The 20,471-nt window shown below is 70.1% G+C and carries 13 protein-coding genes; 8 read left to right on the forward strand and 5 right to left on the reverse strand.

Going from position 1 to position 20,471, the window contains the following annotated elements; all coding sequences use genetic code 11:
• The first annotated feature begins 206 nt into the window (after nt 1-206).
• From glnII to ACSMXV_RS13485, 4 genes are all read left to right on the forward strand, one after another.
• On the forward strand, nt 207-1,235 hold the full coding sequence (glnII, locus tag ACSMXV_RS13470; protein ID WP_473177861.1) for a glutamine synthetase: 1,029 nt from the start codon (nt 207-209) through the stop codon (nt 1,233-1,235).
• Between the two features lie 412 nt (nt 1,236-1,647).
• Nucleotides 1,648-2,364 (forward strand): winged helix-turn-helix domain-containing protein, encoded by a 717-nt coding sequence (locus ACSMXV_RS13475; RefSeq protein WP_473177862.1) that lies wholly within the window; start codon nt 1,648-1,650, stop codon nt 2,362-2,364.
• Between the two features lie 121 nt (nt 2,365-2,485).
• A complete protein-coding gene (locus ACSMXV_RS13480; RefSeq protein ID WP_473177863.1) occupies nt 2,486-3,478 on the forward strand; it encodes an NAD-dependent epimerase/dehydratase family protein in 993 nt (330 codons plus the stop codon).
• 271 nt (nt 3,479-3,749) lie between these two features.
• Entirely contained in the window at nt 3,750-5,315 is a 1,566-nt protein-coding gene (locus ACSMXV_RS13485) for a DUF1996 domain-containing protein (RefSeq protein ID WP_473177864.1), read from the forward strand.
• 78 nt (nt 5,316-5,393) lie between these two features.
• Here ACSMXV_RS13485 and ACSMXV_RS13490 read toward each other — a convergent pair whose 3' ends face one another.
• Complete coding sequence (locus ACSMXV_RS13490; RefSeq protein WP_473177865.1) at nt 5,394-5,840, reverse strand: hypothetical protein; 447 nt, start codon at nt 5,838-5,840, stop codon at nt 5,394-5,396.
• 370 nt (nt 5,841-6,210) lie between these two features.
• On the opposite strand from ACSMXV_RS13490, the gene ACSMXV_RS13495 reads away from it, so the two are divergent.
• The 4 genes from ACSMXV_RS13495 to ACSMXV_RS13510 all read left to right on the forward strand — a co-directional run bounded on the left by ACSMXV_RS13495 (nt 6,211) and on the right by ACSMXV_RS13510 (nt 11,038).
• Nucleotides 6,211-6,783 (forward strand): tetratricopeptide repeat protein, encoded by a 573-nt coding sequence (locus ACSMXV_RS13495; RefSeq protein WP_473177866.1) that lies wholly within the window; start codon nt 6,211-6,213, stop codon nt 6,781-6,783.
• A 322-nt stretch (nt 6,784-7,105) separates the two neighbouring features.
• Nucleotides 7,106-8,023 (forward strand): cation efflux transmembrane domain-containing protein, encoded by a 918-nt coding sequence (locus ACSMXV_RS13500; RefSeq protein ID WP_473177867.1) that lies wholly within the window; start codon nt 7,106-7,108, stop codon nt 8,021-8,023.
• 210 nt (nt 8,024-8,233) lie between these two features.
• Complete coding sequence (locus tag ACSMXV_RS13505; RefSeq protein WP_473177868.1) at nt 8,234-10,210, forward strand: hypothetical protein; 1,977 nt, start codon at nt 8,234-8,236, stop codon at nt 10,208-10,210.
• A gap of 102 nt (nt 10,211-10,312) precedes the next feature.
• Nucleotides 10,313-11,038 carry a TetR/AcrR family transcriptional regulator gene (locus tag ACSMXV_RS13510; protein WP_473177869.1) on the forward strand — a complete coding sequence of 242 codons (726 nt, stop codon included), beginning with the start codon at nt 10,313-10,315 and terminating at the stop codon, nt 11,036-11,038.
• Between the two features lies 1 nt (nt 11,039).
• On the opposite strand, the gene ACSMXV_RS13515 is transcribed toward ACSMXV_RS13510, so the two are convergent.
• From ACSMXV_RS13515 to ACSMXV_RS13530, 4 genes are all read right to left on the reverse strand, one after another.
• Nucleotides 11,040-11,399: a 5-carboxymethyl-2-hydroxymuconate Delta-isomerase gene (locus tag ACSMXV_RS13515; protein WP_473177870.1), complete on the reverse strand. Its 360-nt coding sequence runs from the start codon at nt 11,397-11,399 to the stop codon at nt 11,040-11,042.
• Nucleotides 11,400-11,494: 95 nt separating this feature from the next.
• A complete protein-coding gene (gene pulA, locus ACSMXV_RS13520) occupies nt 11,495-16,903 on the reverse strand; it encodes a pullulanase-type alpha-1,6-glucosidase (protein WP_473178923.1) in 5,409 nt (1,802 codons plus the stop codon).
• 104 nt (nt 16,904-17,007) lie between these two features.
• Complete coding sequence (locus ACSMXV_RS13525) at nt 17,008-18,390, reverse strand: alpha-amylase (RefSeq protein WP_473177871.1); 1,383 nt, start codon at nt 18,388-18,390, stop codon at nt 17,008-17,010.
• A gap of 334 nt (nt 18,391-18,724) precedes the next feature.
• Entirely contained in the window at nt 18,725-20,404 is a 1,680-nt protein-coding gene (locus ACSMXV_RS13530) for a glycoside hydrolase family 13 protein (RefSeq protein ID WP_473177872.1), read from the reverse strand.
• Nucleotides 20,405-20,471: the final 67 nt, after the last annotated feature.

Raw genomic sequence — 20,471 nt, forward strand, 5'->3', positions numbered from 1 at the left:
CCCCAGCCGGCCCCGCTCACAGGTGGCGCATACGCGATCGCGAGGTGACTCACCGCACCGCACAGATCACAGGTGAACCCGGTAACACGGGGTTCACAATCGGGCAATGATCGGGAAATCGCCGGTTGACAGGCTGCCGAGTATCACCGCAGCACCCGCAGCACGCTATGTCTGCGCCGTAGAAGACCCGAATGAGGATGTGGCCCGTGACGTTCAAGGCTGAGTACATCTGGATCGACGGCACCGAGCCGACGGCCAAGCTTCGTTCCAAGACGAAGATCCTGGCGGACGACGCCAAGGGTGCCGAGCTCCCCATCTGGGGCTTCGACGGGTCCAGCACCAACCAGGCCGAGGGCCACGCGTCGGACTGCGTGCTCAAGCCGGTCTTCTCCTGCCCGGACCCGATCCGCGGCGGTGACAACGTCCTCGTCCTGTGCGAGGTCCTCAACATCGACTTCACGCCGCACGCGTCCAACACGCGCGCCTCGCTCACCGAGGTCGCGGAGAAGTTCGCCGCGCAGGAGCCGATCTTCGGCATCGAGCAGGAGTACACGTTCTTCAAGGACGGCTACCCGCTCGGCTTCCCGAAGGGCGGCTTCCCGGCCCCGCAGGGCGGCTACTACTGCGGCGTCGGTTCCGACGAGATCTTCGGCCGCGACATCGTCGAGGCCCACCTCGAGAACTGCCTGAAGGCGGGCCTGGGCATCTCCGGCATCAACGCCGAGGTCATGCCGGGTCAGTGGGAGTTCCAGGTCGGCCCGCTGTCCCCGCTGGAGGTCTCCGACCAGCTGTGGGTGGCCCGCTGGCTGCTCTACCGCACCGCCGAGGACTTCGGCGTCGCCGCCACCCTCGACCCCAAGCCGGTCAAGGGCGACTGGAACGGCGCCGGCGCGCACACCAACTTCTCCACGAAGGCGATGCGCGAGGGCTACGACGCGATCATCACCGCGTGCGAGTCCCTGGGCGAGGGCTCGAAGCCGCTCGACCACGTCAAGAACTACGGCGCCGGCATCGACGACCGCCTGACCGGCCTGCACGAGACCGCCCCGTGGGACAAGTACAGCTACGGCGTCTCCAACCGTGGCGCCTCGGTCCGTATCCCGTGGCAGGTCGAGAAGGACGGCAAGGGTTACATCGAGGACCGCCGCCCGAACGCGAACGTCGACCCGTACACGGTGACGCGTCTGATCGTCGACACCTGCTGCACCGCTCTGGAGAAGGCCGGCCAGGTCTGATCCCACAGCTCTTCCGGAAAGGGGCACCCGCCGAATCGGCGGGTGCCCCTTTCCCTTTTCCTTTGTGGGCGAGGTCCGTATCAAAGGACGAGAACCCCGGCCGGAAGGCTGCTGCCCTCACCCGTCGTCTGCTTCAATGGGGGCATGGACGGCTTCCAGAACACCTCGACGGGTCATCGCGACCTCGAGCCCTTCTGGCCTTCCCGTCAGCACCACGACTTCGACCGGGTGTGTTGCCGCGCGTGAACGCGCGGGCCCTCTAAAGCCGTTCACCCCGGCCTTCGGCCAGCGCGCACGACGTACGTCCCTCGACGACTGCTGCCACGGACGCGCAGTCCTCGACTCCCCCAGTGCCTTACGGGCCTGGGAGGGGCCTCCAAGACGACTTCTCGCGCGAAAGAGCTGACCTCCCATGGCGAACACCCGTTCCTTCTCCACTGCCAACGCGACCACGGCCGCCGCGGTCACCGCTCCGGCCGCCGCACAGCACCCCGCCCGCCACCGACTGCGAGCCGTCGACCGGGACGAGGATTGGGGTCTCCCCTGCTCGAACGGAGTTGAGAGCTTGGGGAAGGACGTGGCCGACTTCCTGCCGCCGGGCGCCACATGGCTGCCCGCGCCTCAGCACACCCTGCCCACGCTGCCGGGCCGCCCGCCGATGATCGGCTACCTGGTCCTCGTACCGGCAGACCAGCAGGGCGTCCTGCCGTTTCCGGTGCCGGAGGGCCAGGCCGAGCAGCCCGGCCGACGCCTCGTCGGTCAGCCCGCGGTGGCCGGCGCACAGGACCCGCACGACGCGCAGGAGGCGCCCGAGCTCGGCACGCACGAGCCGAGCGGCGAGCTCGTGCGGATCGACACCGCCCAGCGCACCGCCGAGGTCGACGGACGGCCGCTCGACCTGACGTATCTCGAGTTCGAGCTGCTCGCCCATCTCGTCGCGCACCCGCACCGGGTGCACACCCGGGACCAGTTGGTGACCACCGTGTGGGGCTACGGGCATGTGGGCGACGGCCGCACCGTCGACGTCCACATCGCGCGGCTCCGGCGCAAGCTAGGTGCCCAGCACCGTCAGGCGATCCAGACGGTGCGGCGCGTCGGCTACAAGTACACGCCGCCGACTGCGGGTTGAGTCTCCCCCTCAGGTCGCCTCTCCCCCGGCCCAGCCCCGGGGATTCGTCCCTCAGCGGAATGGTTTCCCTGCGGGCGGAATCCGATGTCCCGTGGCGGGTGCCGGGGGCAGAGTCACCGGCATGAGACTTCTGATGCTGGGTGGTACGGAGTTCGCGGGGCGCGCCGTCACGGAGGCGGCGCTGGCGCGGGGCTGGGAGGTGACCGTCTTCCATCGCGGCCGCCATGCGGCTCCCTCGGGGGCGCGCGTCCTGCACGGCGACCGCACGGAGCCAGGCGGGCTCGCGGCGCTCGCCGAGGGCGAGTGGGACGTGGTCGTCGACACCTGGTCGGCCGCGCCGAGCGTCGTCCGGGACAGCGCGACGCTGCTCGCGGACCGTGCCGGGGCCTACGTCTACGTGTCGAGCTGCTCGGTGTACGCGTGGCCGCCGGCGGCCGGTTACGCGGAGGACGCTCCGCTGGCCGACGGCTCGCCCGACGCCGGGCAGACCGACTATGCGCAGGACAAGCGGGGCGGCGAGCTGGCCGCGGTGGCGGCCTTCGGCGAGGACCGGTCGCTGCTGGTCCGGTCCGGGCTGATCCTCGGTCCGCACGAGAACATCGGTCGTCTCCCGTGGTGGCTGGCCCGAATCGCCCGGGGCGGGCCGGTGTTGGCGCCGGGCCCGCGCTCGCTGCCCCTGCAGTACGTCGACGTCCGGGACCTCGCCGAGTGGATTCTCGACGCGGCGGCGGCCGGGTTGAGCGGCCCGTACAACCTGGCGAGCCCGCAGGGGCACACCACGATGGGTGAACTGCTCGACACCTGCGTACGGGTCACGGGGGCCGCGGCGGAGCTGCGCTGGACGGATCCCGAGGTGATCATCGGCGCCGGGATCGAACCGTGGACGCAGCTGCCGGTCTGGGTTCCGCCGGGCAGCGAATCCCATGACGCGCTGCACGGGATCGATGTCTCCAAGGCGCTGGGTGCGGGGTTGCGGTGCCGTGGCGTCGCGGAGACGGTCGCCGATACGTGGGAGTGGCTGCGGTCCGTCGGGGGCACGCCTCCGCAGCGACCGGACCGCCCCGCGGTGGGGCTGGATCCGGTGGTGGAGGCGAAGGTACTGGGCGCGGGCTGACGCGGACAGAAGCGTTGCCCGCCGTCGGGGTGCCGCTGTGCCCGCCGTGCCGCCCCCGGGGGTACCTCCCAGGCCCCTAAGGCACTGGGGAGGCACGACTGCCCACAGCGGCGGGCGGCGGCCTCTGCCCACAACGGGCGGAGGGCAACCCCCGTTCCTCCGCCAATTTCTGTGACGGCTGAACACCCGAGGGATGTCGTCCGTATGGAACGGAGCCGCTTCACTCCTGTCGGGCGCCTCGATGCCCCCGCAAGGAAGTCAGAGGAGTTCCATGGGACGCACATCGCGAAAACGCCGCTCCACTGTCGCCAACCGTGCGATTGCCGCCTCGGCGGCTCTCGTGCTGGGCGGTGGCGGACTGATCGCGGCGAATTTCTACGCCTCCGCACACGAGGAGAACTCGACACGGAGAAGCCAGACCACGGCCGCACAGGTGGCCACCATCGACTGCCCGGACGTCGGCAACCAGCTGACCGACGTACCGGACGGTGCACGCGAAGGGGTCGACGGCGAACTGGCCAACCTCGACCGCCAGATCACCGAGGCCTACAACCGCCTCGCCACGACCCGTGACGCGGCGTCCCGGGACCCGAACTTCGTCCAGAACGCCATTCTCGGTCCGCTGAAGGACAAGCGGGCGGCGGTCATCGACCGCCTCGAACTCATCATCAGCCGCGTCGGCGGCACTCCGCCCGCCAACCTGGATTCCCTCGCCCCCTGCACAGGACGCGCGGCGGACCAGCCGGAGACCAACGACGGGCAGGCCGGCGACGGCCAGGACCAGAGCGGTGACGGCCAGAACCAGGACGGTGACGGCCAGAACCAGGACGGCGGCAACCAGGACGGCGACGGCCAGAACCAGGGCGACGGCGACCAGGGCCAGGACAACGGCGACCAGAACCAGGGCAACGGCGGTCAGGCCGGGAACGGACCCGTCGCCGACGACTTCGTCGACATCACCACCGTCCAGCCCAATGTCCAGAAGCCCCAGCGGGGGCAGAACGCGTCGCGGGGTTCGTTCACGAGTTCCTGCGGCACCAACGAGAACGGCAAGTTCAACACCGACAACGTGATCGTGGCGCCCGGCGTCAGCAACGGCGCGCACCACCTCCACGACTACGTCGGCAACCAGGCGAACGACGCCTTCGCCAACAACGACACGTTCGCGAACGGCGAGACGAGCTGCGCCGACCAGGGCGACAAGTCCTCGTACTACTGGCCGGTGCTGCGCGTGCAGGACGGTACGAACGAGTTCGACGCGGGCGCGGACGGCGGCGGCAAGGAGGGAAACGTCGGCCGGGTGCTGCGTGCCGAGCAGGCGCAGATCAAGTTCGTCGGCAACCCGCAGAGCAAGGTCGTCGCCATGCCGAAGTTCCTGCGCATCATCACCGGTGACGCCAAGGCCTTCACCAACGGCGACGCGAACGCCAACGCCTCCTGGAGCTGCACCGGATTCGAGGACCGTCAGCTCACGGACAAGTACCCGCTCTGCCCTGATGGCAGCAAGGTCGTGCGGACCTTCGACTTCCAGAGCTGCTGGGACGGCCAGAACATCGACAGCGCCAACCACCGCACGCATGTGGCGTTCGCGGACGCGGCCACCGGGGCCTGCCCGGCCAACTTCAAGGCCATCCCGCAGCTGACGATGCGCCTGGTGTACGACGTGCAGCGGCCGGTGGTCGAGAACGGGCAGGTGCAGAACCCGTTCGCCGTTGACGGCTTCCCCGAGCAGCTCCACAAGCCGATCACGGACCACGACGACTTCATCAACGTCTTCGACGAGAGCCTGATGAACAAGATGGTCAACTGCATCAACAGCGGCAGGCGTTGCCGCTGATCCGGCACCTGCTACGAGGTGACGGCGGGCGGGCTGCTCCCCGAGTTCCCGCCCGCCGCACCCCCCGGTCCTGCGCGGTCAGCCCATGTGGTGACCGGAGTGCCCGTCCTCGCTCCCCCCACCACCGCTGCTCCCCGAGTGGTGCGAGGTCCCGGTCTCCACGGTCCCCCCGAGCCGGCCGCGCAGCGCTGTGACCACCTTCGCTTCACCGACGGCGACCCACTTACGGCCGACGAGATACGAACCGCCGTAGTCCTTCGCCTGGTTGAGCCACTCGCGCTGGCCCCGGTCGGTGGCGAAGGTGGCGAGGACGAACCGGCCGTCGCCGTTCCTGCAGATCGCCTGGCGCAGCTCGTCCGCGTCCGTCTGGATGTCCGGCTTGCAGTCCACCTCGCCGGCCAGGTGCTCCAGGCTCCCCGTCGCGGTCTTCGGGGCGCCGTCCCCGTCGCCGCCCGCACCGCAGCCGGTCAGCGCCAGCAGTACCACGGCTCCGGCAGCCGCAAGCCTCTCCCGCGTCAGCCTCATACGTTCCCTCCGGTTCCGTCCGGCGTCTTTCCGTCCGGCGTCTTTCCGTCCGGCGTCTTTCCGTCCGGCGTCTTTCCGTCCGGCGTCTTTCCGTCCGGCGTCTTTCCGTCCGGCGATTTCCCTCCGGCGACTTCCGTTCGGCGACACGGACGTGGGCGGCCGAACCGGCCCACGCCGCCGGGACCCTCGTCGAGGGTCCCGCCTTCGATACGGCTCCCGCGCGCTGCGCGCTCAATCGGCGACCGTCTCCCGGGCATGGCGACTGCCTCCCGGGCATACGGATCCGTTCCGGCTCAGTCAACAGTGAGCAGGTCGTCGTGAGCACGTAAATCCGGTGAACTCGCGGACAGGCGCGTGCGAGTGTGAGCCCATGACCGCAGAACCAGTGAACCCGGCGGCCCCCGACACCGCGAGCCCCACCCCCGCCGCGAGCCCGACCCCCGAGCCCGCAAGCGCGGACTGGGAACAGCGAACGGCCGCAGCCTGGACCCGGCTCGACGAACTGGACGAGGCGGAGTTCCGCGACCTGATCGACAAGCTCGTCGCCGAACTGCCCCCGGACAGCGCGATCGGCGCCTTCGAACGGGCCTGCGCCTTCGACTCGACCGGGCACTCCGACAAGGCCGTACCGCTGTACCGGGAGGCCCTCGAGCGCGGCCTCACCGGCATCCGCAGGCGCCGCGCCACGATCCAGCTGTCCAGTTCCCTACGGAACATCGGCCGGCCGGAGGAGGGCGTACGACTGCTCACACCCGAACTCGACGCCGAGTCGGACGAACTGGACGACGCCGTACGCGCGACCCTGGCGCTGTGCCTCGCGAACCTCGGCCGCGAGCGCGAGGGCCTCTCGCTCGTGCTCGGCGCACTGGCCCCGCATCTGCCCCGCTACCAGCGTTCGATGGCGAACTACGCGCGCCTGCTCGTGGAACCGGACAGCGACTGACGGCCGCGTAGATCTCCCGCGGCGCGGCCGGCAAAAGACCCTCGTGGAGGTCGGCCTGCGGCTCGCCGCAGCACCCAGGACAGCAGCCGCTGTTCCCTGGTGACCGCGTTCTCCGCCTGATTGAAGGCGGGCGTAATCGAACTGGTGGGTGCAGTCCTGGTTCGAGACCTCTGCGGCCTGCCCGCTGGAGAACCGACGGCGGGGACAGCGCCGAGCGGCAGCGCCGCAAGTCGGCGCGCACGGGCCCACGACGCGGGCACGGCCGATGAGGCTCGTGCGAGCTCCGGTTGGCGGAGCAGCCAGACCCCGTGAGCATGGTGTGATGGCGGATAGAGAGCCGACCCGGTCGGCGCAGCACGAGCAGCGCGCGCTGAGGGTCTCGATGGCAGTCTCGGTGGCACTCTCGGTCGTGGCCCTGGTGTGGGGGCTCGCAGCCGGCTCGCAGGTGATCCTGCTCGACGGCGTCTACGCCATCCTCGGCCTGGGGCTGTCGTGGCTCTCGCTGCACGCCTCCCGCCTCGCCTCCGCCGGCCCGACGCCGCGATTCCCGTTCGGCCGGGAGTCGCTCGTGCCGCTGGTCGTGGGCGTGCAGGGTCTTGCACTGCTCGGGACGCTCGTCTACGCCGGCGTGGAGGCCATCCGGGTCATCCTCGACGGGGGGTCCGACGTGGCGGCCGGGGACCTGGCCGCGTACGGAGCGGTGAGCGGACTCGCATGCCTCGCTGGGTATGGCTACCTGGTGCGGCGGGGTCCGCGGTCGGACCTGATCCGGGCGGAGGCGGCGGTCTGGCTCGCGGGCGCCGTGACCAGCCTTGTCATCGCGGTCGGAGGCGTGGTGGCGCTCCTCCTGGGCAGGACGGCGTGGCGCGGCGCGGAGGCGTACGCCGACTCGGTGCTGGTCCTGGTGAGCTGTGTGATGCTCGCCCGGCTGCCCGTGCTCATGCTCCGCCAGGCCGCGTCCGAGCTGCTGGAGTCCGCGCCGGAACCGGCCGTGCAGCAGCTGATCCGCGACGTCGTCGAACGGGTGCGGGCCGCCGAAGGGCTTCCCGAGCCGGTGCTGCGCACCAGCAAGGTGGGCCACAAGCTCTACGTCGAGGCCGGCTTCGTGGTGCCGCCGGGTCGCTGGGACGTCGCGGACGAGGACCGCGTACGGCGGACGCTGCGCGACGGGCTCGCCGCCCTGCCCTACGAACCGTGGAGCGTCGTCGAACTCACCACGGACCCCGAGTTGGTGCTCTGACGCGCTACCGGACCAGCACCGGACGACACGACGCAAGCCGCGACGACGCAAGCCGCGACGACGATCTGGGGCCCGCCGGCGCGGACTGCTCTTGGTCATCCCGCCGCCCATGGGGCCGCGGCAGAAGCGGACGCCCGCCACAGCGGCAAGGGACACGCCCGGGTTAACCCGCCAAGGTGACCATCCGACGATTCGCTCGTTTTGCTGAACGTGCAGCCACAGGACGTCGCCACCCTCCCCGATCACGCCCGCGGCCAGGCCGTCGCGGTGGAGCAGGCCGAGGCCGCGCTCGTCGAGCACTATGCGCGGCTCGTCAGACTCGCCTATCTGGTGCTGCCGCCGAGCCTGGGCCCGGGGCGCCGGGTGCTGACGGCCCACGCGGTCACCCAGCGGGCGCTGCCCCGGGGCCGCGCCGCGGACGTGCCGGACGCTCCCGCGGCCTCCCCCAGTACCTTGAGGGCCTGGGAGGTACCCCCGCAGGCAGCGCGGTCCGGCGCGGGCACGGGCCGCAACGGCGATCCGGGCTACGCCTACCTGAGGCTCCAGGTTCTGCGTACCGCGCTCAGGGCGGGACGGCCGTTCCGCTGGCGGACATGGCCCAGGCGTGCGCACCTGCCGCCGCTGCTGCCGCAGGTGTGGGGGCTGCGGCTGTTCCCCCGGTCGGGCAGCGCCGCCGAACTCGCCCTCGACCAGCGCCTGTCCGCGCTCTCCGCACCCGCCCGCGCCGCCTATGTGCTGCGTGGACTCGAGCGTCTCACCGACGCCGACGTGGTCGCGGTGCTCGCCTCGGCCGGGGCCGCCGACCCGGGCGCCGCGCTCAGGGAGGCCGACGGGCTGGAGGCCAGGTACGAACTGCTGGAGTCCTCGGAGTTCGACCCGTGTTCCCTGCAGGCCCGGCCGACGGATCTCGTGCGGCGCAGGCACCATATGAAGGCGGCCGCCGCGGCCACGGCCGCCGTGCTGGTGTGCGTGGCGCTGCTCGCGATGCCGGGCAGCGGTTGGGGCCCGGACGGCGCGGCGGCTCCGCCGTACGCACAGAACCCCGCCGCCGAGGCCGCCCTCGATCCCGCCAAGCTCACGAAGGTCGCGCCCACGGACTGGAAGCGGTCCGCGCGCACGGACTTCTCGGCGTGGCCCGCGCGCGGCAACCTCACCGGCGACCGGACGCTGCTGCGCCGAGCCCTCGCGGTGTGGGCGCGGCCCGGCCCGTCCGTCCAGGTGTCCGCAACGCCCGGCACGCCGTCAGGCGCGCCGCCGGGCCCTGCGCAACTGCTCTACGCGGGCGAGGTGGACCAGGCCCGCGTGGTGCTGCTGCACGACGGGCTGCGCATCGTGCGGTACGCGGAGCCGAAGAACGGCACGAGCGGCGCCGCGCTGGACTTCGCCCGGGTCGACGGGGCGACCGCGCAGGAGGCGAACGCCGTGGTGGTCGCCAGGGCCGACGGCAACGTCCGCTATCTCACGGCGCCCTGGGTGTCCGCGACCTCCCTGCGCGACCTGCTGAAGCCCGCCGCCGAGCCGCTGGAACTGGGCCGCTCCCCCGACGGCATCACCGATCCGCTCGCCGGCCCCACGCGGGCCGGCGCCTGCCGCTCGTGGAACGTGCTCCAGGTGCAGCACGACGCGTCGACACGGCTGATGACCGACCTCGGCGAACTCGTACCCGCGCATCTCACCTCCGGCCGCCCCGAGACACCGCGCGAGGCGACCGGCCCCCTGTCGCTCGCCGGCTGGGCGCGCACCGCCTGCTCGCTCGCCGCGGTGCGCTCCCACGGCGTGCGGTCGGTGAACCTCTGGCAGTACGCCCGGCAGCAACTGCCCGAGGGAAACGGCGCCGCGACCTGGATGTGCGCCCGGGCCGAGACATGGCGCGGCACCGGCAGCCGCGTCCTCGCCCACTTCCTGGAGCCGGGCCAGGCCGCCGGGGCGGTCGCGGCGAAGGCCGAGGACTCCCCCGCCTGCGGCACCCGCGAGCCGCACGTCCTGGCGGGCGTGCTGTGGAAGTCGCAGTCGGGCGCGTGGTATTTGCTGGCCGCGGGAAGCAGGCAGGTGGTGTCCGTCAGCGCCACGGGAGCGGTGAGCGGCAGCGCCCGGGGCCATGTGCTGTCCGTACGGACGCAGCAGGGAGCCCAGGTCGGCCTGAGGGGACAACTCGCGAACGGCAGGGGCATCTCAGCGCTCCGCTGAGGCGTGCGAAAGTCGCACAGTGAACAACTCGTGCCGGAACCATGGGGGGTTATGGCTGATCCCGTGAGGACATGAGGGTGGTCGGATCGCTAGGGTGTTCGTATGACAACCGGGGTGCGCCGCAGAATGGGAGTCGAGGAGCGGCGACGGCAGTTGATCGGGGTCGCACTCGAACTGTTCAGTCAGCGCTCGCCCGACGACGTCTCGATCGACGAGATCGCGTCCGCGGCAGGCATTTCGCGCCCGCTCGTCTACCACTACTTCCCCGGCAAACTCAGCCTGTACGAGGCGGCGTTGAAGCGTGCCGCCGACGATCTCGCCGACCGCTTCTCGGAGCCCCACGAAGGCCCCCTCGGGACACGGCTGCACAAGGTCATGGGCCGCTTCTTCGACTTCGTCGACGAGCACGGGCCCGGCTTCTCCGCACTGATGCGCGGCGGGCCGGCCGTCCCCGCAGGCGAAGCCTCCGCGGTGAACTCGGCGTCGACCACCACCGCACTCATCGACTCCGTGCGGCAGGCGGCGTACGAGCAGATCCTCGAGCATCTCGGGATCAGCGAACCGCCCGCCCGCCTCGAACTCGTCGTACGCTCCTGGATCTCGCTCGCCGAGGCGACCGCACTGATATGGCTGGACGGCCGCCGCATCCCGCGCCCCGAGCTGGAGATGCAGCTCGTGCACGACTTCGCCGCACTGACGGCGGTGAGCGCCGCGTACGACGCGGAGATGGCGGACGTGCTGCGGCGCCTTCTGGCGGACGAACCGGCCGACGGTCCGTTCGGTGATCTGATCGGCCGGCTGACCGCACTGGCGCCTCAGCCCTCCTGAGTCATCCTTCCTCGTACTTCCGGTACGAGTCGTCGAGGTCGCGCACCTCGGCGGAGACATGCAGCGCCAGCCCCTCGGCCGGCTTCAGGAACTGCCGTATGAGGTCGAGCACCCCCTCCGTGAGCCGCGCCTTGGTCTCCTCCGAGCGGCCCGCGAGCAGGCCGATGGTGACGTGCACGACGGCGTGACCGTCCGCCGTGTCCCCGACCACGGTCTCGTCGGCGGGACGGAAGGTGATCTTGCAGTTCTCGATCTTGGCGGCCGCCACCTCGACGACCAGCGGATTCAGGGCGAGCCCGAAACCCCGCCGGTCGAAGACGTCGGTCAGCTGCGCGGAATGGTCAACGGTGATCTGTGGCATGGGTTCATCCTCGCGCATCCCGCCGACAACGGCAGGAAGGGGGCGGGCCCCGCAGGACCCGCCCCCTTCCTGACACACCGGCTACACGGCTCGGTCTATTCCGCCGCGGTGAAGACGGCGACCGTACGGCCCGGCACCGTGAAGGTCCCCGAGCCCGTCTCGTACGCGGCGTTCTTGACGACGTCGTCCGAGCCCGCGGCCTGGACGGGGTGCAGCGCGTACTCCGTCCCCGCCAGCGCGCCGAGGCGCTGGGACTGCCGCTCAGGCGTGGCGTTGAAGACGACGACCAGGTCACCGAGGCGCATCGTGACGACGCCCGGCGTCTCGTCCTTCCCCGACAGCGGGAAGGAGAGCTTGGACTGCACCTCGTCGGCCGTGGAGAGTCCGAAGACGTCCTCGGTCGCACGGATCTTCAGCAGATCCTGGTACGCGGCCGACGCGCCGTTGATCTGGGCGCAGCCCACCGTGAGCGTGGAGGCCGTGAGCAGCGGCTGGGCGTAGGGCCACTTGGACTTGTTGTCGGCCGCGGGCGGCAGTCCCCGTCCGAAGCCGTTGCCGTCGGCGCAGTCCCAGTGGATGGCGTTGAACCAGTCCCCGCTGTCGTACGAGTTGCGGTCCAGGGATTTGGAGCGCAGCAGGTCGGAGCCTGCCTGGGAGAGGGCCGGGCCCTGCGAGAGGGTGGCCGTCGCCATGGCGAGCACCTGCATGCGCGCCCGGTCGGCGGCGCTCACGGATGCGGGCAGCTTGTACGCGAGCGCGTCGTACAGCGTCTCGTTGTCGTGCGCGTCGGCGTACGCGAGGGCGTCGCCGGGCGCTTCCGCGTATCCGGCGGGCGAACCGTTGTAGTCGACCTCGGAGCCCTTGACCGTGCGGCCGCCGGAGTCGGTGAACGTGTAGTCGGCAAGGTTGCCGGAGAGCCCCACCTTGATCAGGTCCTGGTAGTGCAGAAGGCGGGCCTTCTGCTCGGCCTCGGTGCCGTTGGCCTTGGAAGAGTTGGGCTCGGTGTACAGGCCGGACGCGAAGCCCTGGACGCCCGGGTCCTCGTCGAAGGGGCCGCCGCCGCGGACGGCGTCACGCGCCCGGTCCGAGAAGGTGGCCACCCCCGTACCGGCCATGTTCTTCTGCGTGGCCTGCTCGAAGCGGGCGTCGTCGGCGATCTCACCGAAGTTCCAGCCCTCGCCGTAGAGGATGATCTTCTTGCCGTCGACGCCGTCCTTCTCGAGGGTCAGCGCGTCGAGGGCCTTGCGGACCGCGAGGATGTTGGCCTTCGGGTGGTGCCCCATCAGGTCGAAGCGGAACCCGTCGACCTTGTACTCCTTCGCCCAGGTGACGATCGAGTCGACGACGAGCTTGCCCATCATGGCGTTCTCGGGCGCGGTGTTCGAGCAGCAGGTGGAGTTGGCCACGGACCCGTCGGCGAGCAGCCGCTGGTAGTAGCCCGGCACGATCCGGTCGAGGACGGAGGTCTTCGCCTGTCCGCTCGCGGCGGTGTGGTTGTAGACGACGTCCATGACGACCCGCAGGCCGTCCTCGTTCAGCGATTTGACCATCTTCCGGAACTCGACGGTGCGCTCGGTCCCGTCCGGATCGGTCGCGTACGAGCCCTCGGGCACCGTGTAGTGGTACGGGTCGTAGCCCCAGTTGTAGGCGTCCTTGGCGGCGATCTTCGCCACGCACTCCTGCTGCTTCTCGGAGTCCGCGGGGTACGACGCGAGGTCGCAGTCGGTCGTCGCCTGGTCGGACTTCTTCTCGGGGATCGTGGCGATGTCGAACGCCGGCAGCAGATGGACGTACGAGGTACCGGCCTCGGCGAGCTTCCGCAGATGCTTCGAGCCCTTGCTGTCCTTGTCGGTGAAGGCGAGATACGTGCCCGGGTGCTGCGAGGTGCTGTCCTCGACGGAGAAGTCGCGGATGTGCAGCTCCTGGATCTGTGCGTCCTTCAGCGCCACGGCCTTCGGCTTCCGCAGAGACGACCAGCCGGACGGGGCGAGGGACGGGTCGCCGAGGTCGACGACAAGGCTCTGCTCGGAGTCGGCGGTGAGAGCCACCGCGTACGGGTCCGTGACCTTGTTCGTGACGATCTTCTGGGCGGAGGGCGCCCAGACATCGACGACGTACCGGTACGGCTTGCCCTTCCAGGACTTCGGGCCGGTGACCGACCAGACCCCGGTCGAGGCGTCGCGCTTCATGGGTACGGAGTTGCCGTCGAGCTCCAGGGCGACCTTCTGGGCGGTGGGCGCCCACACGGACAGCGTCGGCCTTCCGTCGTGGAACACCGGCCCGAGGTCCGCCTTCGTCGCTCCGGCATCGGCGTACACGTCGTCGAGCACGCCCGCGATCTGGACGCCCGTCGCCGCGAGCACGGCACCGTTGGCCGCCCGCTGCGAGGCGACGATCTGGCCGCGCAGCGCCTCACGCACCCGGTCGCGGTCGCGCGGGTCGACGGACCAGGCGGTGTAGTCCTTGAGGTGCGGGAACTTCTCCTTCTGGGCGTCGGTGAGCGTGGTCTTGTCGAGCCGCAGCCAGCGCTCGTCGGTACTGGTCAGCGTCCCGTCCTCGGCGGCGATGGAACCGGTGCGGGAGTACAGCAGCTGGGTGGAGGCGGCCGCATCGCTGCCGTTCCAGGCGACGGTGTTCCGGTCGATCCACACCGCCTTGGAGGTGGTCAGGTCGAGCGCGGCCGCGGAGCCCTCCGCCCCCGGCAGCAGGTACTTCTCCTGGCCGTTCAAGAGCCACACCTCGTAGCCGTTCGCCGTGAGGTCCAGCGACCGGTCGGTGGGCAGGTCCTTCTCGTCGCCCTTGTGGACGATGTAGCTGAGGCTGGTGGCACCCTCGGCGAGCGGCACCTCGAAGACAGCGCCATAGGCATCAGTCTTCACCGGCTGCAGCGGCTTCGACCAGTCGGTGGGGTTTGCGGCACCGGTCCAGACGTGCAGGCCCCAGCCGTCGTAGTCGCCGTCGGCGCGGTGGTAGTGCAGGGTCGCCTTGGTCTTGTCGGGCGCCGGGTACTCGGCCTCGGGCCGTTCCGTCCGTACGGCCTCCTTGCCCTGCTCGACCCAGACCTCACCCGTCTTGGTGACGTCGATCGAGCGGTCGGCGGAGACGTCCTTGTTGCCGTCCTTGTCGATGACGAGGAAGCCCACGTTCGACGCGCCGGGCTTCAGCTTCACCCAGGCGAAGGCGCCGTACGCGTCCCGGCCGACGAAGTCGTGCCCCTCCGGCCAGGTGGTCGCCTCGCCGTCGGCGATGTCGCCCCAGGCGTAGAGGCGCCAGTCGGCGTAGTCGCCGTCCTCGCGCTTGTAGTGGACGATCGCGTAGTCCCGCGAGGAGGCCGTCGGGATCTCCTCGGCGGGCGGCGTCGCGGTCGTACTGCTGGCCGTGGCGCTCGCGGTGCGTCCCGCCGAGTCGATGACGACCGCCTTGTAGCGCAGGGCGGTTCCGGCCGACAGGTCCTTGTCGAGGATCTGGGTGACCTTGTACGGGGCGTGGTCGGCGGAGCCGAGCGTCTTCCACTTGCCGTCGCCGGTCTGGGCGGCGAACACGACGCGGTTGAGCTGCCCGCCGTCGACATCGGCGGAGATCTCGACGGTGCCGGTGGCGCCATCGGCCGGGGCCTTCAGGGTGACGGAGGGCTTCGTCGCGGGAGCGGCGAGCTTGTCGGCCGCCTTGAAGACGACCGCGGAACCGGCAGGGACGGTGACGGTGACCTTCTTGTCGCCGTCGCTGGTCACCGAGTCGTCCGTGCCGTAGATCCCGCGGAAGGTCATCTCCGCGGACCCGGTCGCGAAGGTCGCCGTCTTCGCCTCGTCTGCGTTGTTCACGGCGACCACGTACTCGGTGCCGCTCTTCGCGCCCGTACGCGAGAAGGCGTACACACCGGCGCCGTCGGCCGCGTACCGCTCCGTCTGGACGCCGTCCGCAAGCGCCGGGTTGTCCTTGCGCAGCTCGGAGAGAGCAGCGATCGCCTTGTAGAGCGGTGCACTCGTGTCGTACGCGTCGTCGGCGTGGGTACGGTCGGTGCCCAGCTGGTCGTCGTCGAGGTAGTCGTCGACCTTGGAGGCGAAGAGAGTCTGGCGGGCGTCCTTGTCGCCGCCGGCGCCCGTGAAGCCCTGTTCGTCGCCGTAGTAGACGACGGGGTTGCCGCGGCTGAGGAACATCAGCTCGTTGGCGAGCCGGTCCTTCTTCACCAGCTCCGCGTCGCTCGCGTCCGGGTTGTCCTGCTTCAGGAAGGTCCCGATGCGGCCCATGTCGTGGTTGCCGAGGAAGGTGACCTGCTCGTACGCGTTGGCCTTGTCCGTCGCGTACTTGTAGTCGTCGCCGAAGACGGCGGCCAGCTTCTTCGCGCTCCCGGCCCCCGACGCGTACGCGCGGGCGGCGTCCTGGAAGGGGAAGTCGAGGGTCGAGTCGAGACGGCCCTGGGTGACGTACGGAGAGGTGACGGACGTGTCCGCGGAGTAGACCTCGCCGAACATGAAGAAGTCGTCGCGGCCCTGCTGAGCTGCGTACTTGTCGAGAGCCGTGGCCCACTGGGTCCAGAACTCCATGTTGACGTGCTTCACGGTGTCGATCCGGAAGCCGTCTATACGGAAGTCCCTGACCCACCGCTGGTAGATCTTCTCCATCCCCTCGACGACCTCGGGACGCTCGGTCCACAGGTCGTCGAGACCGACGAAGTCGCCGTACGTGGCGTTCTCGCCGGACCAGGTGGAGTCACCGCGGTTGTGGTACATCGACGGGTCGTTGAGCCACGACGGGACCTTGAGGTCCTTCTTGGCGTCCGGCACGACGGGCGTGCGGGGGAAGGTGCCCGCGTCGGTCCGGGGGAAGCCCTGGCCGCCCGCCGCGTAGTCCGCGTCGTCGAAGGGCTCGCCGTCCTTCGTCAGGTAGGGGAAGGCGCCCTTGGAGAGGTAGCTGTAGGACTTCTCCTTGTAGTCGACGACGTCGGCGGTGTGGTTCGTGATGACGTCGAAGAAGACCTTCATGCCCTTGGAGTGGGCCTTGTCGATCAGCTTCTCGAGGTCTTCGTTGGTGCCGAAGTGCGGGTCGACCTGCGTGAAGTCGGTGATCCAGTAGCCGTGGTAGCCGGCCGACGCGTCCTTGCCCTCGCCCTGGACGGGCTGGTTCTTGAAGATCGGCGCCATCCAGATGGCGGTGGTGCCGAGGCCCTTGATGTAGTCGAGCTTCTTGGTGAGGCCCTTGAGGTCGCCGCCCTGGTAGAAGCCCTTGTCCGTCGGGTCGTAGCCGGTCGCCATGCGCGAACCGGTCAGTCCGCCACGGTCGTTGGAGGGGTCACCGTTGGCGAAACGGTCCGGCAGGACGAAGTAGAACTGCTCACGGGTGAGGTCGTGGCGGGCGGGCTCGGCGGCCAGCGCCGCGTCGGAGGGCGGCGGCGGAGTCGCTGCAGCCGCCGTCGGCAGAGCGGGCACCAGCGCGGCGCACAACGCGGCCGTGACGGCGGCCGCGGTTCTTCGCGCGAGGCGCGGACGCGGCGAGTACGGGCGTATCAAGGCGGGCAAGGCGGGAACTCCCTTGGATGCGCGAGGAGATACAGGAAAAAGGCCGCCCGGCGCGAGCGGGGAAGGAGCGCCGGGCGACCGAAACGCGGTGGTCAGCAGGTGTACTTTCCGGAGTACAGCGCGAGCGCCGTGTTGGAGCCGAGCGTCGCCGTGAACTGGCCCGAGCCGTTCACCGTGACAAGTGCGTTGCTCTGCACGTCGCAGTACGTGCCCGCGGCCAGCGAGGTCTGGTAGGTCCGGGTCAGCGACGAGGACTCGTGGTTGATGGCCACGAAGCCCTTGCTGCCGCGGCCGAACGCGATGGCGTCCGCACCGTTGTCCCACCAGTTGGTGACGGACTCGCCGCGGGTCGCGTTCCGGAAGGCCACCATCGACTCGATCTCGGGCCAGGCGTGCTGGCACTTCCAGCCGTCCTGCCAGCAGGCGTTCACCGTGCCGTCGTTGGGCGGCCCTGCGTCCGTGCTGGACCACTCGTAGCCGGAGTTGACGTCCGGGGCGCCGTACGGCCAGGCGAGCATGAAGACATTGGCCAGGGTGTAGTTGGCGTTGTCCTTGTAGCTGAGTGTGGAGCCGTTGCGCTCGGTGTCGTGGTTGTCGACGAAGACTCCGGAGACGCCGCTGCTCATATAGCCCCAGCCCTCGCCGTAGTTCTTGAGGTAGGCGAGGTTCTCGTTGTTGAAGACCCGCTTGAGGTCGTACGCGTAGCGGAACTCCTGGACGTCGCCGTTGCCCGTGTACTCGGTCGGCTGCACGGCCTCGCCGGACCCGTGGATGACCTCCTGCTTCCAGTACACGGACGGGTTGCCGAGCCGGGACTTGATGTTCGCGAGGTCCGCCGCGGGCATGTGCTTGGCGGCGTCGACCCGGAAGCCGTCGACGCCGTACCCGAGCAGCGTGTTCATATAGCCGGCGATGGCCGAGCGGACGTACTCCTCGCCGGTGTCCAGGTCGGCGAGCCCGACGAGCTCGCAGTGCTGGACGTTGTACCGGTCCTGGTAGTTGGAGATCTGCGCGGTGCAGTCGTCGAAGTCGGGCGCCGAGTACAGGCCGGGGTAGTCGTACTTCGTGTACGAGGAGCCGCCGGTGCCGGTGCCGCTGCCCGCCGACATGTGGTTGATGACGGTGTCGACGACGACCTTGACGCCCGCGTTGTGGCAGGTGGCGACCATGTCCCTGAAGTCGGTGGTGTCACCGAGCCGCCCGGCTATCTTGTAGCTGACCGGCTGGTACGAGGTCCACCACTGCGAGCCCTGGATGTGCTCGGCGGGCGGCGACACCTGGACGAAGCCGTAGCCGGCCGGGCCGAGCCGGTTCGTGCACTCCTTCGCGACGGAGTCGAAGTCCCACTCGAAGAGCACCGCGGTGACGTCCTTGGTGCCGGGTGGTGAGGCCTGCGCGGTGGCACCGGGGACGGCGACCGCGACCGTCGCGGCCGCCACGAGGGCGAGCGCGCCGGAGAGGGTTCTGCTGGCCATGTCGGGTTCCTTCTGCGTGTACGTGGGGGGCGACCCGCCCTCGGGGTGAGAGCGACACGACTGCCCGGAGGGCGGTTGAAGGTTCTTGCTGCAAGCAGTCAGATAATTGCAGTGAGCAGACGGTATGAGCCCCGGGGCATCAGGTCAACCCTTTGGACATGCTCTCGTCACATTTACGAAATCGCCCCACAGCAGAGGCCGTTGAAACGCCGATGACCTGCCACAACCCCGGCAATGTCGGGCCTGGAGCATGGCAGAGGCCTGCCACCTGATCAGGCGGCAGGCCTCTGAAAGACCGCAGCAATCTCTTGCAAGCGGCTACGGACGCTGAGGGTCAGCCGATGGTCCACCACACCGTGGTGTCCGCCGGCAGCTGCGCCTCGTCGTCCACGACGGTGACATCGCCGTTGGCGAGCAGGACGCGCCCGGGCGCCGGTACACGCACGGTCTCGCCCGTGGTGTTCGCCGTGCAGAAGAAGTCGCCGCGACGGAAGGCCAGTACGCCCTCGGGCGCGTCCAGCCAGGTGACGGAGTCGCCGGCGCCGAGGTCGGGGTGCTCGCGGCGGGCGCCGAGCGCGTTGCGATACAGCTCCAGCGTGGAGTCCGCGACGCCGGTCTGCGCCTCGACGCTCAGCTCGCCCCACTCGGCGGGTTGCGGCAGCCAGCTGCCGCCCTCGCCGAAGCCGTACGAGGAGCCGGTGCGGGTCCACGGGATCGGCACCCGGCAGCCGTCGCGGAAGCCGTCCTGTCCGGCGCCCCGGAAGTAGGCGGGGTCCTGGCGCGCCTCGTCCGGCAGGTCCACGACGTCCGGCAGGCCGAGCTCCTCGCCCTGGTAGATGTACGCGGAGCCGGGCAGCGCCAGCATCAGCAGGGAGGCCGCGCGGGCCCGCCGCAGGCCGAGCTCACGGTCGCCGGCGAGGCGGATCTGCGTGCCGAGGCCGGGCGGGTTCCCGAACCGGGTGGCGTGACGCGTGACGTCATGGTTGGACAGCACCCAGGTGGTGGGCGCGCCGACCGGGCGCATGGAGTCGAGGGAGCGGTCGATGACCTCGCGCAGCTCCACAGCGTCCCAGGACGTGCTCAGGTACTGGAAGTTGAACGCCTGGTGCAGCTCGTCGGGGCGGACGTAGTTGGCGGTGCGCTCGATGGTCGGCGTCCAGGCCTCGGCGACGAAGACCCTCTCGCCCGCGTACTCGTCGAGGATCTTGCGCCAGCTGCGGTAGATGTCGTGCACGCCGTCCTGGTCGAAGAACGGCATGACGTCGTTGCCGAGCAGCTTCAGCTGGTCGTGCGAGCCGAGGTCGGGCAGTCCTTCGGCCTTCACCAGGCCGTGCGCCACGTCGATGCGGAAGCCGTCTACGCCCATGTCGAGCCAGAAGCGCAGGATCGAGCGGAACTCGTCGCCGACCGCCGGGTGCTCCCAGTTGAAGTCCGGCTGCTCGGGCGCGAAGAGGTGCAGGTACCACTCGCCGGGGGTGCCGTCCGGCTCGGTGACCCGCGTCCAGGCGGGGCCGCCGAAGATCGACTCCCAGTCGTTCGGAGGCAGTTCGCCGCCCGCGCCCTTGCCGGGGCGGAAGTGGTACCGGTCCCGCAGCGGCGAGCCCGGCCCCTCCTGCAGGGCGCGCTTGAACCACTCGTGCTGGTCCGACGAGTGGTTGGGCACGAGGTCGACGATGATCCGCAGGGACAGTTCGTGGGCGTCGCGGATCAGCGCGTCGGCGTCCAGCAGGTTGCCGAACATGGGGTCGACGGCCCGGTAGTCGGCGACGTCGTAGCCGGCGTCGGCCTGCGGTGAGGCGTAGAACGGGCTGAGCCACACGGCGTCGACGCCGAGGTCGCGCAGATAGGGCAGTCGGGAACGTACGCCCTCCAGGTCGCCCATGCCGTCGCCGTTGCTGTCGGCGAAGCTGCGCGGATAGACCTGGTAGATCACCGCGTCGCGCCACCAGTCGCGGTGCCGGGCGACGGTGGCGAGGGCGGCGGTCGGTGCCTGGTCGGCGGAGTGCTGGCTCATGGCGTCCTTGATACGTAACGGAATTCGGGTCATGAAGCTTGAGAAGCTTGAGGAGGAGGAAGATGAG

The sequence above is a fragment of the Streptomyces sp. DSM 42067 genome (assembly GCF_055792885.1).

Excerpts from the sequence above, each read along its gene's own strand:
- ACSMXV_RS13475 (WP_473177862.1), top strand. The coding sequence starts at position 1,648 with ATGGCGAACACCCGTTCCTTCTCCACTGCCAACGCGACCACGGCCGCC.
- ACSMXV_RS13480 (WP_473177863.1), top strand. The coding sequence starts at position 2,486 with ATGAGACTTCTGATGCTGGGTGGTACGGAGTTCGCGGGGCGCGCCGTC.
- ACSMXV_RS13485 (WP_473177864.1), top strand. The coding sequence starts at position 3,750 with ATGGGACGCACATCGCGAAAACGCCGCTCCACTGTCGCCAACCGTGCG.
- ACSMXV_RS13490 (WP_473177865.1), bottom strand. The coding sequence starts at position 5,840 with ATGAGGCTGACGCGGGAGAGGCTTGCGGCTGCCGGAGCCGTGGTACTG.
- ACSMXV_RS13495 (WP_473177866.1), top strand. The coding sequence starts at position 6,211 with ATGACCGCAGAACCAGTGAACCCGGCGGCCCCCGACACCGCGAGCCCC.
- ACSMXV_RS13500 (WP_473177867.1), top strand. The coding sequence starts at position 7,106 with ATGGCGGATAGAGAGCCGACCCGGTCGGCGCAGCACGAGCAGCGCGCG.
- ACSMXV_RS13510 (WP_473177869.1), top strand. The coding sequence starts at position 10,313 with ATGACAACCGGGGTGCGCCGCAGAATGGGAGTCGAGGAGCGGCGACGG.
- ACSMXV_RS13515 (WP_473177870.1), bottom strand. The coding sequence starts at position 11,399 with ATGCCACAGATCACCGTTGACCATTCCGCGCAGCTGACCGACGTCTTC.
- ACSMXV_RS13525 (WP_473177871.1), bottom strand. The coding sequence starts at position 18,390 with ATGGCCAGCAGAACCCTCTCCGGCGCGCTCGCCCTCGTGGCGGCCGCG.
- ACSMXV_RS13530 (WP_473177872.1), bottom strand. The coding sequence starts at position 20,404 with ATGAGCCAGCACTCCGCCGACCAGGCACCGACCGCCGCCCTCGCCACC.